This is a genomic window from Ruegeria sp. CK3, from assembly GCF_056536565.1.
The window spans coordinates 64,748-79,517 of record NZ_JBQFPV010000015.1; the positions used below are offsets into that span (position 1 = coordinate 64,748).

14 protein-coding genes are annotated in these 14,770 nt (G+C 59.3%); 7 read left to right on the forward strand and 7 right to left on the reverse strand.

Annotation, left to right across the window (positions count from 1 at the left end):
* Positions 1 to 266 precede the first annotated feature (266 nt).
* Both ACR0C3_RS21075 and ACR0C3_RS21080 read left to right on the forward strand, forming a co-directional pair.
* Positions 267 to 1,097, forward strand: a complete 831-nt coding sequence (locus ACR0C3_RS21075) for a hypothetical protein (protein WP_170555195.1) — start codon at positions 267 to 269, stop codon at positions 1,095 to 1,097.
* Positions 1,094 to 2,122, forward strand: a complete 1,029-nt coding sequence (locus tag ACR0C3_RS21080) for an endonuclease/exonuclease/phosphatase family protein (RefSeq protein ID WP_480760366.1) — start codon at positions 1,094 to 1,096, stop codon at positions 2,120 to 2,122. The genes ACR0C3_RS21075 and ACR0C3_RS21080 overlap by 4 nt, the downstream gene beginning before the upstream one ends.
* A 3-nt stretch (positions 2,123 to 2,125) precedes the next feature.
* Here the strand turns inward: ACR0C3_RS21080 and ACR0C3_RS21085 are convergent, their stop codons facing one another.
* On the reverse strand, positions 2,126 to 2,653 hold the full coding sequence (locus ACR0C3_RS21085) for a redoxin domain-containing protein (protein ID WP_419740657.1): 528 nt from the start codon (positions 2,651 to 2,653) through the stop codon (positions 2,126 to 2,128).
* 91 nt (positions 2,654 to 2,744) lie between these two features.
* Between ACR0C3_RS21085 and leuB the strand changes: the two genes are divergently transcribed.
* On the forward strand, positions 2,745 to 3,848 hold the full coding sequence (gene leuB / locus ACR0C3_RS21090) for a 3-isopropylmalate dehydrogenase (protein WP_170379785.1): 1,104 nt from the start codon (positions 2,745 to 2,747) through the stop codon (positions 3,846 to 3,848).
* Positions 3,849 to 3,920: 72 nt separating this feature from the next.
* Here the strand turns inward: leuB and ACR0C3_RS21095 are convergent, their stop codons facing one another.
* The gene (locus tag ACR0C3_RS21095) at positions 3,921 to 6,107 is read right to left on the reverse strand and encodes a transglycosylase domain-containing protein (RefSeq protein WP_480760367.1); all 2,187 of its coding nucleotides are present in this window, start codon (positions 6,105 to 6,107) and stop codon (positions 3,921 to 3,923) included.
* Between the two features lie 260 nt (positions 6,108 to 6,367).
* Between ACR0C3_RS21095 and ACR0C3_RS21100 the strand changes: the two genes are divergently transcribed.
* From ACR0C3_RS21100 to ACR0C3_RS21110, 3 genes are all read left to right on the forward strand, one after another.
* A complete protein-coding gene (locus ACR0C3_RS21100; RefSeq protein ID WP_170379789.1) occupies positions 6,368 to 6,706 on the forward strand; it encodes a P-II family nitrogen regulator in 339 nt (112 codons plus the stop codon).
* A gap of 34 nt (positions 6,707 to 6,740) precedes the next feature.
* Positions 6,741 to 8,054 carry an ammonium transporter gene (locus tag ACR0C3_RS21105; protein ID WP_170555187.1) on the forward strand — a complete coding sequence of 438 codons (1,314 nt, stop codon included), beginning with the start codon at positions 6,741 to 6,743 and terminating at the stop codon, positions 8,052 to 8,054.
* 157 nt (positions 8,055 to 8,211) lie between these two features.
* On the forward strand, positions 8,212 to 8,577 hold the full coding sequence (locus ACR0C3_RS21110) for a SpoIIAA family protein (protein WP_480724558.1): 366 nt from the start codon (positions 8,212 to 8,214) through the stop codon (positions 8,575 to 8,577).
* Between the two features lie 56 nt (positions 8,578 to 8,633).
* On the opposite strand, the gene ACR0C3_RS21115 is transcribed toward ACR0C3_RS21110, so the two are convergent.
* The 4 genes from ACR0C3_RS21115 to ACR0C3_RS21130 all read right to left on the reverse strand — a co-directional run bounded on the left by ACR0C3_RS21115 (position 8,634) and on the right by ACR0C3_RS21130 (position 11,594).
* A complete protein-coding gene (locus ACR0C3_RS21115) occupies positions 8,634 to 9,818 on the reverse strand; it encodes an amino acid aminotransferase (protein WP_425084761.1) in 1,185 nt (394 codons plus the stop codon).
* Positions 9,818 to 10,672 carry a 3-mercaptopyruvate sulfurtransferase gene (gene sseA / locus ACR0C3_RS21120; RefSeq protein ID WP_480760368.1) on the reverse strand — a complete coding sequence of 285 codons (855 nt, stop codon included), beginning with the start codon at positions 10,670 to 10,672 and terminating at the stop codon, positions 9,818 to 9,820. The genes ACR0C3_RS21115 and sseA overlap by 1 nt, the downstream gene beginning before the upstream one ends.
* A 70-nt stretch (positions 10,673 to 10,742) precedes the next feature.
* Positions 10,743 to 11,015 carry a CBU_0592 family membrane protein gene (locus ACR0C3_RS21125; protein WP_480760370.1) on the reverse strand — a complete coding sequence of 91 codons (273 nt, stop codon included), beginning with the start codon at positions 11,013 to 11,015 and terminating at the stop codon, positions 10,743 to 10,745.
* A gap of 24 nt (positions 11,016 to 11,039) precedes the next feature.
* Positions 11,040 to 11,594, reverse strand: a complete 555-nt coding sequence (locus ACR0C3_RS21130; RefSeq protein ID WP_480760371.1) for a helix-turn-helix domain-containing protein — start codon at positions 11,592 to 11,594, stop codon at positions 11,040 to 11,042.
* A 106-nt stretch (positions 11,595 to 11,700) separates the two neighbouring features.
* Here ACR0C3_RS21130 and ilvD point away from each other — a divergent pair, with 106 nt between their 5' ends.
* On the forward strand, positions 11,701 to 13,533 hold the full coding sequence (gene ilvD / locus ACR0C3_RS21135; RefSeq protein WP_480760372.1) for a dihydroxy-acid dehydratase: 1,833 nt from the start codon (positions 11,701 to 11,703) through the stop codon (positions 13,531 to 13,533).
* Positions 13,534 to 13,865: 332 nt separating this feature from the next.
* On the opposite strand, the gene ACR0C3_RS21140 is transcribed toward ilvD, so the two are convergent.
* Positions 13,866 to 14,684, reverse strand: a complete 819-nt coding sequence (locus tag ACR0C3_RS21140) for a sulfotransferase family protein (RefSeq protein ID WP_480760374.1) — start codon at positions 14,682 to 14,684, stop codon at positions 13,866 to 13,868.
* Between the last annotated feature and the right edge of the window lie 86 nt (positions 14,685 to 14,770).

Genomic DNA, 14,770 nt, shown 5'->3' on the forward strand with positions numbered 1-14,770 from the left:
GGGTTGAAAATCCGAGAACCACAACATGTAGGTCTCAAATTGATATACACGTCGGATTTGCGTCGAAATTGATGCAATCCCGCACCAGTTGCGCCATCATTTTGCCCGAAATCACGTGTTATCTGCACCCTGGCTTGAGCGAATTACCGCTTATCGTCCATGTTGGGTCGAAAGAGGTATCCGTCATAAAACGCAGGCGACGGGCGCAAGTTGGAATGAAGCCGACATAGAATTGGCTGGTTCCGGTTTGAAAAAGGGTTCGGATAGTGATTGCACGCACGACAGGGGCGGCGATACGTGGGATTTTGGTCGCCGTTATGGTGTTGACCCCCGCGTTGTACCTGCCAGTTTCATCGACGAACGGGACCGAGGTCATTGTCTTCCTCGCGATCCTCGCGTTCATCCTGACCTTTGCTGAATATAACTCGGCCTTCCCCAGCTTTATCGAATTCCGTGATGCGCCGCCGGTGAACCGTTTGCGGTTCGTTGGCCTGATGTCGATGGTCACGTTCCTGACGCTGATCTGCAAAAACGCCTATGCGCCGACTGAAATGACCCGCTTTTCCTACGCGATGGGCTTGTCCGTCGCGAATGTAGTCGATTTTCCCTATTCGCCAGTTCGGTTGATCGTTTTGATGCTGCCCGCAGACGCTGCCCAGCCGCTGGTTGAGCTTGTGCGTGTCGCTGCCAGCATCGCCTACATGGCCGCATTGGTGACCATCGCAAGCTTCGCCTATGCTGTGAAACTGCGCGGCTGGCCGACCGGAAACGGCGCGTTCAATGTGTGGACGAACCTGCCTCTGTTCGACCCGACCAAGGGCGGTGACGTGGTAACACGCCTGCAGCGCGATGGGCGCCTGAACATCTGCATTGGCATCCTTTTGCCCTTCCTGATCCCGGCAGTGATGAAACTGCTGACAAATATCTTGCTCCCGATCTCGCTGAGCAACCCTCAGACCCTGATCTGGACCATGTGCGCTTGGGCCTTCCTGCCCGCAAGCATGATCATGCGCGGTATGGCGACCCTGCGAATTGCCGGGCTGATCGTCGAAAAACGCCGCGCCTATTCCACGACCGAGTCCACTCAGACCGCATGATCCGTACCCTGATCCTGCTGATGCTGCCTCTGGCCGCACAGGCAGAGACCGTGCGCGTTGCCACCTATAACACCGAACTCAGCCGCAAAGGCCCCGGGTTGCTGCTGCGCGATATTCAGCGAGATGACGAACAGGTTCAGGCCGTTGTTGATGTCCTTGTAAGGGTCCAGCCAGACATTCTGGCGTTGCAGGGGATCGACTGGGATATGGATGTTGGGGCGTTGACCGCTTTGGCCGATGCGCTGCGCGCGGCGGGGCTGGATTATCCACATCATTTTGCCGCGCAGCCCAATACCGGGATAGACAGCGGTCTGGATCTGGACGGAGACGGACGCACTCAAGGGCCGGGCGACTCACAGGGCTGGGGTTTGTTCACGGGTCATGGCGGGCTGGCCGTTCTGTCCCGATACGAGATCGCACAGGACGAGGCACAGGATTTCGCGTCCCTGTTGTGGTCAGAACTGCCGGGGGCTGAACTGCCGGTCGTGAATGGCGCGCCCTACCCCTCAGCACAGGCGCAGGCGGCGCAGAGGCTGTCCTCCACCGGGCATTGGGTGGTTCCCGTCAACACGCCATTTGGGCCCTTGAATCTGATGACCTTTCACGCCACTCCGCCGGTCTTCGACGGGCCAGAGGACCGCAACGGCCTGCGCAATAGCGAAGAGATCCGGTTCTGGTCCCTTCTTCTGGACGGTCAACTTGGTCCCATCCCGGATGGCCCCTTTGTGATCGCGGGCGACGCCAATCTGGACCCCGGCAAGAGCGACGGACGCGCCGAGACAATCGCCGCGCTTCTCTCCGACCCACTTCTGCAGGACCCCCAGCCCAAGACCGCGGAGGGCGACGTGGCAACTGTGAACTGGAAAGCCGTAGGAGAGCTGAGGGTGGACTTTGTCCTGCCTTCAGCTGACCTGCAGGTTGTTAACTCGGGTGTGTTCTGGCCCAATCCTGAGGACCCGATGCGCGAGATCGCCCAGCGCGCCAGCCGTCACCGGCTGGTGTGGGTCGATGTCTCGCTGCCATAAGGCCTAGAGCGGGCCGGTATAGGTACCACGCGCTGGATAGTTGTTGCCGAGGGTGAATTTCAGACCACCAACAATATCCGCCATCGCCGGACGTCCAAATGGCGTTGTCTGCTGCCACGCGTAATACAGCGTCCGGTCCGTAGCGATATAGAAATGCCCCGGCTCGGCAAAGAAAGCGGGCTCGGCACTGCCTTCACGTGCGGTTGAGATGTTCAGACCCCAATCCTCTCGCGCGGCGGCCAGCGGCAGGCTGTGCCCGACACGCAGACGGGACACACCGGCCTTTTCAGCAGCCTCGGCCGCGCGGTCGGCGGTATCTGTTGTGATCATGATGACCTCGACGCCCAGCGCGGCAAAACCATCCAGCGCCGCTTCGACCTCGGTCATCTGCTTGATACAGATCGGGCAGTGCAGGCCGCGATACTGGATCACCAGCGTTCCGTTTTCACCTTTGTCGGCCTCAAGATCGAACACCCCGTGCCCGACTGTTTCAATTTTTAGACCTGGAACGGGATTTCCCGGTATCAACATGTGTTTTCCTCGTGATTCATCTGGATCGTCTCATTGACCCGGTGCGGCGCAGACGCTAGGCCCTTTGCGACAAAACGCAAGGAGACTGTCGATGTCCAACCCCTCGCTCCTCATCCTGCCCGGAGACGGAATTGGCCCGGAAGTTATGGCCGAAGTGCGCAGAATCATCTCTTGGTTCGACACCAATCGCGGCCTTCACTTTGACGTGAGCGAGGATCTGGTCGGCGGTGCGGCCTATGACGCCCATGGCAAACCCCTGTCGGATGAGACCATGGCCAAAGCCCAAGAGGTAGACGCAGTGCTGCTGGGCGCCGTTGGCGGCCCGAAATACGACGATCTGGACTTCAGCCTGAAGCCCGAACGCGGCTTGCTGCGCCTGCGCAAGGAAATGGACCTCTATTCCAACCTGCGCCCGGCCCAGTGCTTTGACGCGCTGGCGGATTTCTCGTCGCTGAAAACCGATGTTGTAGCCGGTCTGGATATCATGATCGTGCGCGAGCTGACCTCGGGCATCTATTTCGGCGAGCCGCGCGGCATCTTCGAGGAAGGCAATGAGCGCGTGGGCGTTAACACTCAGCGCTATACCGAATCTGAGATCGAACGCGCTGCGCGCTCGGCCTTTGAACTGGCGATGCGTCGGAACAAGAAGCTGTGCTCGATGGAAAAGGCCAATGTCATGGAATCGGGCATTCTGTGGCGCGAAGTGGTGAACGAGGTCGCCAAGGATTACCCCGAGGTCGAAGTCACCCACATGTATGCCGACAACGGCGCGATGCAGCTGGTGCGCGCGCCCAAACAGTTCGACGTGATCGTGACCGACAACCTGTTCGGTGACATCTTGTCGGACTGCGCCGCCATGCTGACAGGCTCGCTGGGCATGCTGCCTTCGGCGTCCTTGGGTGCCCCGATGGAGAATGGCCGTCCCAAGGCGATGTATGAGCCGGTCCATGGTTCGGCCCCGGATATCGCGGGTGAAGGCAAAGCCAACCCGATCGCATGTATCCTCAGCTTTGCCATGGCGCTGCGCTACAGCTTTGATCAGGGGGCCGAGGCCGACCGTCTGGAAGCCGCGATCGAGAAAGTGCTGGCCGACGGTGTTCGCACCGCAGACCTGTTGGCCGATGAAGGTGTGACCCCGGTTTCGACCTCGGAAATGGGCGATGCGATCCTGGCCGCGCTGGACGCCAGCGTCTGATCCTCGATCCGTTTGAATTGAAAAAGGCGGCACCTAGTGTGTCGCCTTTTTTTGTGTTTGGACCGCGACGCGTTAGTTCCCGCCGAAGATATCCCGGATCAGGTTGTTGATGGCGCGTTCAAACCCTCCGCCCTGTTTGCGGCGGGGCTGAGGTTGCGCGACCTGCACAGGCGGTTCTGGCGCGATCATCGGCAGAGGCGTGGGCGTCATCCCTTCGGTCACGCGCAGCATCGTCTCTTTCCAGATTTCAGCCGGTAGGCCGCCTCCGGTGACACCGGACAAAGGCGTGTTGTCGTCATAGCCCATCCAAACACCGGCCACGTAATCGGCCGTGAACCCGATGAACCATGCATCCCGCGCCGCCTGTGTTGTCCCGGTCTTGCCTGCCACCTGCCATCCCGGCAGCTGGGCGCGGCCACCTGTGCCCTCGGACACCACACGCTCCATCATCCAGATCAGTTCCTTGGCGGCTTTGTCATTGATCACCCGCTCACCAATCCCTGTGGTCGTGACCATCACCGGCTCGGTTTCACCCAGAAGTTTCAATTCGGTCAGGCCGTAAGGTTCCACTGACGAGCCCCCGTTAAGAATCCCCGCATAGGCGCCCGTCATCTCGATCAGCGTGCTCTCTGAGGCGCCCAGCGCCAGCGCGGGGCCTTGCGCCAGATCGCTGGCGATTCCAAACCCGCTGGCCACGGTGCGCACATTTTCCAGCCCCGAAATCTCGGCCACTTTCACGGCGGGAATGTTCAGCGAATCTTTCAGCGCATCCGCCAGAGACACGCGCCCGTAATATTTGTTGGTGTAGTTCTTCGGACACCACTGGCCCGAGCCGGGGATGTTTAGGCAGTAGGGTTCATCCATCACCGTGTCATAAGGCGAATAGCCCAATTCCAACGCGGTGGCATAGACGAAAGGCTTGAACGAGGACCCGGTCTGCCGCAACGCCTGCGTGGCCCGGTTGAATGCGCCCGAGACACGGGTTTTGCGGCCCCCGACCATGGCGCGAACCGCCCCGTCTGCCGACATCACGACAATCGCGGCCTGCGCCTTTGATCCCTCGCGCACCTTTTCCTGAAAGATGAATTGCAGCGCCTCTTCTGCCGAGGTCTGGATGCGCGGATCTAATGTCGTGCGGATCACCACATCCTCGGTGGTGTTACGGGTGAAGAACTCGGGTCCGCTGGCCATGACCCAATCGGCGAAATAGCCGCCTGCACGGGCAGCAGCGGCTTCGGAGAGTTGCGCAGGACGGGCACGCGCTTCACTGGCCTGCGCGCCGGACAGGTAGCCCTGCGCTTCCATCAGCCCAACCACAAGTCGCGCCCGATCCTGCGAGCGCTGCAGGTTGTTCGTCGGCGCATAGCGCGATGGTGCCACCAGGAGACCGGCCAGCATCGCGGCTTCTGCCGGAGAAACCTCGGCCGCAGATTTTCCGAAATAGCGCTGGCTGGCCGCTTCGAACCCACGTGCACCAGCCCCCAGGAATGCGCGGTTCAGATAGATCGTCAGGATTTCGTCCTTGGAGTATTTCACCTCCATCGCCAGGGCATAAATCGCCTCTTTGCCTTTGCGCCAGAGCGAGCCCTGACGGCAATCCGCCTCATAAGCGGCCTCCGACTCCCACGCGGCAGGGTCGTAAGGTACGCCCAGACACAGCAGCTTGGCCGTCTGCTGCGTGATGGTCGAGCCGCCATGGCCCGAGAGCGGACCGCGCCCTTCGCTCAGGTTGATGCGAACCGCGCTGGCCACACCGCGCGGGCTGACGCCGAAATGGCGGTAGAACCGTTTATCCTCGGTCGCGATGACGGCGTTCTTGAGGTGGGGTGAAACGGTATCGGCGGTGATCACCCCGCCAAACTGGTCCCCGCGCCAGGCAAAGACCTTGCCATCGCGGTCCAACATCGTGACCGAGCCGCGTGCGCGACCATCCAGCAAGGCATCGACATCGGGCAGCGAGGTATAGACCACGCCCACCGCCAGCGCGATCAGCATGGCGACCACGGCCCCAACGCGCCATGTCACGCCCCAGACCAGCCGCCAGATCCAGCGGAACAGACGACGGAAAAAACCTCCGCCATTGCCGCCCGACCGCTTGCGCGTTTTCTTCCGTGCCGTCTTGCGGGTCGTGGTTTTTCGGGCGGTCGACTTCTTGCCCGCGGGCTTGGCAGCCCGCTTGGTCGTCGAAGGTTTGCGCGCCTTCGAAGGGTATCTTTTATCCGCTACCAGTGTCGGTTTGCGGCGCTTGGACTCAGACATGCTCAAACTCTGCCCGTTTATACTTTTGCATCACCATACCCTGACGACCCGCCTATGTTGAGGTCCGATTTTCCGGAACTACCCTTCCCATTTTCGCCTAATTTTTAATCATCAAGCACTGTTTGTGCAAAAATTGTGCAATATTGCGTCATTTTCAGTCGGTTTCACGTCGGGGAATCGTTCCTTAACGCCCCGACACGCGCTCTTTTTCTGCACGTGCAAACAAGCCGGCCCGATCCGGAGTAGTAGAGGGGACAGACGTGAAACTGATCATTGCGACAATCAAGCCGTTCAAGCTCGAGGAGGTGCGCGAGGCACTGACCGAAGCGGGCGTACGCGGCATGATGGTGACCGAAATCAAGGGCTTCGGCTCGCAATCCGGTCACACCGAAATCTACCGTGGCGCGGAATACGCCGTGAACTTCGTACCCAAGATCAAGCTTGAGATCGTGGTACCTGCAACGATGGCCGATCAGATCGTTGAGACCATCACCAACACCGCCAAGACCGGCAAGATCGGTGACGGCAAGATTTTCGTCCTCGATGTCGAGCAGGCCATGCGCGTGCGGACTGGGGAAACGAACGAAGAGGCGCTGTAAGGCGCCCACACTCACTATCATTCGAGGACTGACTATGAACCTGATGAAATCTCTCATCCCTGCTGCCGCGATTGTCGCGTTGCCGCAGATGGGTCTGGCGCAAGAGGCTGCCGCCGAAGGCGAAGCTGCGCTGCACACCCAGTATATCTTCACCACCCTGCTGTTCCTGATGGCGGGCTTCCTGGTCTTCTTCATGGCGGCAGGCTTTGCCATGCTGGAAGGCGGTCTGGTGCGTTCCAAGAACGTGGCCATGCAGATGATCAAGAACGTGGCGCTGTTCTCCATCGCCGCAATCATGTACTGGCTGGTTGGCTTCAACACGATGTACCCGGGCGATTTCAACGGCTTCTTTGCCATTGGTGGCCCAACCGTGCTTGACCCGGTTGGTGTTGACCCTGCCGAGGCTGCTTTGGACTATGCCTCGATCGGGTCGGACTTCTTCTTCCAGCTGGTCTTTGTGGCTGCAACCGCGTCCATCGTGTCGGGTGCAGTGGCCGAGCGGATCAAGCTGTTCCCCTTCCTGATCTTCGTAGTCGTGCTGACCGGTATCCTGTACCCGATCTCGGGCTCCTGGCAGTGGGGCGGCGGCTGGTTGTCTGAAGCTGGCTTCTCGGATTTCGCTGGTTCGACCGTCGTACACTCGGTCGGTGGCTGGGCAGCCCTGGCAGGCGTGATCGTTCTGGGCCCGCGCATCGGCAAGTACAAGGACGGCAAAGTGCATCCGATGCCCGGTTCGAACCTGGCGCTGGCAACTTTGGGTACGTTCATCCTGTGGCTGGGTTGGTTCGGCTTCAACGGCGGCTCGCAGCTGGCGATGGGCACCGTGGGCGATGTAACGGACGTGTCGCGCATCTTTGCCAACACCAACATGGCAGCTGCATCCGGTGCCGTAACCGCGCTGATCCTGACCCAACTTCTGTACAAAAAGCCTGACCTGACCATGGTGCTGAACGGCGCGCTGGCCGGTCTGGTTTCGATCACCGCTGAACCTCTTGCCCCGACCCTGTTCGGTGCGCTGTGGATCGGTGCAGTTGGCGGTATCATCGTGGTCTTCACTGTCCCCATGCTGGACAAGTTCAAGCTGGACGACGTTGTCGGCGCAATCCCGGTTCACCTGTTCGCAGGTATCTGGGGCACCATCGCCGTCATCTTCTACGGCGAGGCGTCTCTGGGCACCCAGCTGCTGGGTATCGCGGCCTACGGTGTGTTCACCTTTGTTGGCGCACTGATCCTGTGGACCATCCTGAAAGCCATTGTTGGCATCCGCGTCAGCGAAGAGGACGAGATCAACGGCCTCGACATGGCAGAACTGGGCATGGAAGCTTACCCCGAGTTCTCGAAAGGGTAAGTGCCGCTTACAGAACCATTGGAATGGCCCGGCGCAATGCCGGGCCATTTTACTTTTGGTTGATCCCTTGCACCCTCAACTCTGGTATATGGCTGAACACTGAAAACAGCCGACCAATCAACGGTCGCAAAGACGTACATCAGATCGGGAGAGAGTTATGTACAAGGTGCTGGACCAAAGCGAGGGCAATATCCTTGGCCTAGAAATTTCCGGCAAAATCGACATCACGCAGGAACGTGAGTTGATCGAAAAAGCCGAGGACATTCTAAAAGATCACGCCAAGATCAGCGTGCTCGTGGTCGTCGACAAAGGGGTCTCTGCCACATTTGAGGCCGCTATGACTGATCTGAAATGGGTCATCAAGAATGTGAAGAAACTTGGTAAGCTGGCGATTGTCGCTGACAGCGTGTTCTTGGGTCACCTGGTCGAGATCGACGCGAAATTTGCCGCTATGATCGACATCGGTGAAAAGCACTTTACCACCGACGAACTTGATAAGGCGTGGGTTTGGATCAAGTCTTGAGCTTCAAAGCAAAAAAGCCGCGAATTTCGCGGCTTTCTTGATTTCCAAAGGGTGGCTTAGCAGCCCACATCCACGATCGCTTTTGCCAGAATAGGCACAGTTGTCGCGTTTAGACCCGCGATGTTCAACCGGCTGTCGCCGACCATGTAGATCCCGTGGTCCGCGCGCAGCTTCTCCACCAGCTCGGGCGCAGCACCCAGACGTGAGAACATACCGCGGTGTTGGGCGACAAAGCTGAACCGATCCGACCCGGTCAGGCGCTGAAGCTCATCCGCCAGCTGCTGACGCAGGCCCAGCATGGACAGGCGGACCTCTTCCAGTTCGGCTTGCCAATCGGCACGCAGGGCGTCATCGGTCAGGATCGTGGTGACAACGCGCGCGCCGTGATCCGGCGGGAATGAATAGTTCTGGCGGTTCAGGAAGGCCAGCGTCGACTGGTTCAGCGAGGTTTGCGCCGCATCGTCGCTGATCGCCATCAGCAGGCCAGTACGCTCACGGTACACGCCGAAGTTCTTCGAGCAGGACGCTGCGATTAGGCAGCGCTTGACCGACGAGGCCACCAGACGGGTTGCCTGCGCGTCTTCCTCAAGACCGTCGCCGAAACCCTGGTAGGCGATGTCGATCATCGCCACGAGGCCAAGCTCGTTGATCAGATTCACGACCTCTTGCCATTGCACGAGGTTCAGGTTCGCGCCGGTGGGATTGTGGCAGCAACCATGCAGCAGAACCACGTCGCCCGCCTTGGCGGTTTTCAGGTCTTCGATCATTCCATCGAAATCGACACCACGGGTTTCGCCGTCGAAGTAGCGATACTGGACAGTCTCCATGCCCAGATAGTTCAGGATCGACAGGTGGTTCGGCCATGTCGGGTTCGACACGAATACGCGGGCCTCGGGGTTGGCCATGCGGATCATCTCGAACGCCTGACGGCAGGCACCGGTGCCACCCGGGGTCGCAACGGCGGCAATATTAGCGCGCGGTACTGCGTCGCCGAGGATCAGGCCGATCATCGCATCGGCATAGGCCGGATCACCTGCCAGACCGGTATAAGCTTTGGTTTCCTGCTCTTCGAGAATGCGCTTTTCGGCGGCCTTCACGGCGCGCATCACCGGGGTCACGCCCTCGGCGTTCTTGTAGACACCGACACCCAGATCAATCTTCTGATCGCGCGGGTCTTCACGGTACATCTGCATCAGCGCCAGGATCTTGTCGGCTGGCTGCGGCTTGAGGTTCTCGAACATCAGTTCTCTCCGGTTGCGACAGGCAGGGTTGGGAAGGCGCCCCATTCGGCCCATGACCCGTCATAAAGCGAGTGGTCTTTTTTGCCCATGCGCTCCAGCGCAAGGCTGAGGATCGCTGCTGTCACGCCCGACCCACAGGAGGTGATCGCGGGTTTAGACAGATCCACGCCTGCGGCCTCGAAAACGGCGCGGCAATCCTCGGGCGATTTCATCGTGCCGTTCTTGTTCAGCAATTGGCCGAAGGGCACGTTGCGCGATCCCGGGATGTGGCCCGAGCGCAGACCTTCGCGCGGCTCGGCCTCGGTACCCGCGAAACGGGGGGCTGAGCGGGCGTCGATGATCTCATGATCGGCCAGCTTGGCGGCTGCCGAGACCTGAGTCACGTCCCGCACCAGATGGTTCTGCACCCGCACCGTCATGTGGCGATCGCGGATCACGGGCGGCAGGTCTTCAACTTCGCGCCCCTCGGCCTGCCATTTCGGTAGACCACCATCCAGAACGGCGATATTTTCCTGACCCATCAGCCGGAACATCCACCAGACACGCGCGGCCGACATCAGCCCGGCCCCGTCATAGACCACCACCTGATGACCATCGCCCACTCCCATAGCGCGCAGGCGCGACATGAATTTCTCGACCGGAGGGGCCATATGCGGCAGGTCCGAACGGTGGTCCGAAATGTCATCAATATCGAAGAACCGGGCGCCGGGGATGTGAGCCGCTTCATACTCCGCCTTGGCATCACGGTTCTGCGCAGGCAGGTACCACGAGCCATCCAGAATCCGCAGATCCGGGTCCTTCAGATGGGCGGCAAGCCAGTCGGTAGAAACGAGGGTTTTGGGATCGTCTTGCATCAAAGCCTCCCCTAAGCGCGGTTGAGTTTTCCCTATACGCGCAAAGGGCCGTATTCAAGCCGGGTTAGCGCTATTCCGCGCGCCGTTTCAGCCGGAAATACTGAATTATCCCGATCACGCTGATGACAATCCAGAACCCCTCGATCAGCATAGAGGCCAGATTGAAGTTATGCAGCAGAGAGTAGGCGATCAGCACCGACCCCAGCAGATTGATCATCGGAAAGGCCAGATCGTCGGAATTCATCATCCGCATCTGCGTCGCAAAATAGGCCGCGACCACGACAAGCGCACCGGCTGATCCCACGGCATCCACGATAGTCAGGCTGTTCAGCACGTCCGTCATTGCAAATAATCCTGAAAGGCCGGATTACCCGACCGAGGCCAGCTCGGCCGGTTGAAAATAATGATGCATGTTCAGAAAGGCCGCCCCATCTGACCCAGCGCGATAGCCATGCGGTAGATCAGCGGCAAAGCGCAGCCCCTCACCGGCCTTGAGAGCGACCCATTTGCCATCCTGCAAAACCTCTAGTGCGCCGTTCAGCACAAAGACCTCCTCGGTCACCCCGGCGGCATGGGCCGGGGATTCGTGGCTTTGATTGGCGGCCAGTTCGACATGGAAGGTCTCGGCCCCAAGGGCGGGATCGAAGGGAAAGACGATCTTGACCTGAATGCTGCCCGGAAAGGTCACGGTCCGGAACACGCCCTGCGCACGCGCGTCCGATGTCCCAATCAGGGCGCTCAGCGGAACCTGAAATCCCTTGGCGATTTTCCACAGGGTCGCGATGGTGGGGCTTGATTCGCCACGCTCGATCTGACCCAGCATGGCTTTGCTTACGCCCGTCAACTCGGCCACTTTAGACAGGCTGAGGCCCGATGCAGCCCGCACTTCCTTTAGTTTCAGCGTAATTTCGTCCGATTCCATATCCGCGCCCAACGATTTGTCTTGTGCGTTATAACGCACATGTGGTACGTGCGCTATAACGTACGCACCCCGCATATCGCAACCGGGGCAAAAGGGAAACAGCATCATGCCAATGTACCGATCCAGAACCTCTACCCATGGCCGCAACATGGCCGGTGCCCGCGGCCTGTGGCGCGCCACCGGTATGCAAGATGACGATTTCGGCAAGCCGATCATCGCCATCGTCAACTCATTCACCCAATTCGTGCCCGGCCACGTCCACTTGAAAGACTTGGGCCAGATGGTTGCGCGCGAGGTTGAGGCCGCTGGCGGCGTTGCCAAAGAGTTCAACACCATCGCGGTGGATGACGGTATCGCAATGGGCCATGACGGGATGCTGTATTCGCTGCCCTCGCGTGAGGTCATCGCGGATTCGGTGGAATACATGGTCAACGCGCATTGTGCCGATGCGATGGTCTGTATCTCGAACTGTGACAAGATCACTCCGGGCATGTTGATGGCCGCAATGCGCCTGAACATCCCCGCGATCTTTGTCTCGGGCGGGCCGATGGAGGCGGGCAAGATCGACATCGCCGATCTGGACGCCAAAAAGATCGACCTTGTGGATGCGATGGTTGCCGCCGCCAATGACAAGTTCACCGACGAGCAGGTGCAGCATATCGAAGAAAACGCCTGTCCCACCTGCGGGTCGTGTTCGGGCATGTTCACCGCAAACTCGATGAACTGTCTGGCCGAGGCGCTGGGGCTGGCGCTGCCGGGCAACGGCTCGACCCTTGCGACCCATGCCGACCGTAAGGACCTGTTCCTTGAAGCCGGGCGCCGGATCGTCGAGATCACCAAACGCCACTATGATCTGGACGAAAAGGGCTTCCTGCCGCGCGAGATCGCCACGTTCGAGGCGTTCGAGAACGCCATGTCGCTGGATATCGCAATGGGCGGATCGACCAATACGGTTCTGCACCTGCTGGCCATCGCTTATGAAGGGGGTGTCGATTTCGACATGTCCGACATGGACCGCCTCAGCCGCAATGTGCCGTGTCTGTGCAAGGTCGCGCCCAACACCGAGAACGTGCATATGGAGGACGTCCACCGCGCAGGCGGTATCTTCTCGATCCTCGGAGAGTTGAGCCGCGCCGGGCTTCTGCACGAAGACTGCAGCACCGTGCATTCAGCTACCATGGGCGAGGCGATTGCCAATTGGGACATCAAGGTTGCCAACAACCCGAAGGCGCAAGAGCTGTTCAAAGCGGCCCCGGGCGGCGTGCGCACCACGCAGGCCTTCAGCCAGTCGAACCGCTATAAAGAGTTGGACACCGACCGCGAAGGCGGCGTCATCCGCTCCAAGGAGCACGCGTTCAGTCAGGACGGTGGTCTGGCAGTTCTGTTCGGCAATATTGCCCGTGACGGTTGTATCGTAAAAACCGCGGGTGTGGATGAGAACATCCTGAAATTCACCGGTACGGCATATGTCTGCGAGAGCCAGGATCAGGCCGTTAGCGACATCCTGACCGGCAAGGTGAAAGAGGGCGATGTGGTGGTCATCCGCTACGAAGGTCCGCGCGGCGGACCGGGCATGCAGGAGATGCTGTACCCGACCTCGTACCTGAAATCCAAAGGTTTGGGCAAAGCCTGCGCTCTGTTGACTGACGGCCGTTTCTCGGGCGGAACATCGGGCCTGTCGATTGGTCACGTCTCGCCTGAGGCGGCTGAAGGTGGCGTCATCGGGTTGGTGCAAACCGGCGACAAGATCGAAATCGACATCCCTGCCCGCTCGATCCATCTGGCGGTCTCGGATGAGGATCTGGCCGAACGGCGCAAGGTTCAGGACGAAAAAGGCTGGGCCCCAGCCGCACCGCGCAAACGCAAAGTGTCCACTGCGCTGAAGGCTTATGCAAAGCTGACCACCAGCGCAGCAAAGGGAGCCGTGCGCGAGCTGTAACGTCTTCGGAAGCGAAATCCAAAGGCCCCACCCGCTAGGCGGATGGGGCCTTTTTTGAGGCGGATGGAGCAATCCGACAGTCGGACGTTCCTCTTCAGGATACACTCATGCGCCCGACACGTCTTGAGACCCACCCAGACTACAGAAACTGGCCGTCAGACCTTCACCCACGAACAGAGCATTGAGAGACCGCCAACTCCGTTTTCGCTGGGAATCGACACCTCGCTGGCCAATGACGTAATCCCAAACGCTCCCGGGCCCGACCAGAGGAGATGTCTCGTCAGAGACATTGACGATGGGCGGGAGCATTCCCCGCCCCAAATCAGCCAGAACTACGACCCGAGTTTCGCGTGGATTTCATCCAAGTCGATCTCACCTACGGGCATCTTGTTTGCCGGGTTTTCGAAATCGTATTTGAACAGCTCAAAATCCTGTTTGTAGATCTCGTAAACCAGATGCATCGAAAGATCGTCGAAATAGTCCTCGACCGGGTGAGCGCGCTTGGGTCCGTGGCCTTCGGATTCGTTGAACCTCGGGATCTCGGACAAGGTCACGGGATGCGCGGTCTCGATATGGTTCAGAACGTCCTGCATCCCGTCGTTGAATTTCTCGGTCCAGAAAATGTTGTCGTAGCGCCCGCCATTGACCACAAAGGTCGACACGTGGCCAGACATGGCCGACCAGTGGATATCCGGGTCCATGGGCCTGCGCCACCGGATCGTATCCCGCGCAAACAGAAGGAAGCGGCGGAAACTGGCGATCTGGTCGAACTCACCCTTTCCATCTTCACCACCAACCTCGATCCCGTAGTTATAGACCAGCGTCGGTACTAGCTTGCCCCGGTACCGCTTACCGTTGCGCTGAATGCCACAGATTTTGTCGAAGAAAGAGCTGAGGATCCGCGTATAGGGATTGCGCACACAGGTGAACGCATAAGACCCGTGATTGCGCACATTGGCCGAGATCATGCCCTGGCTGTGGTCAAAGGCCCATTTATGCATCCCGTCCTTGGCATCATGAATGTCACCATCAAAAAACTGGCCATGGTCGGAATAGTACATGATCTGGCCAATGGTCGAGCAGGCACATTTCGGCACAACACGGTAAACCATGCTTTCGCTCTCGGTCATCCAGGTGCCGGGGAACCCCATCTGCTATGCCTCCTCAAAATCTCGGAACTTGTTACGCGCAAGTCGTTTTACAAGCAAAGAACCAAAACTATTCGGTTTATTCAATC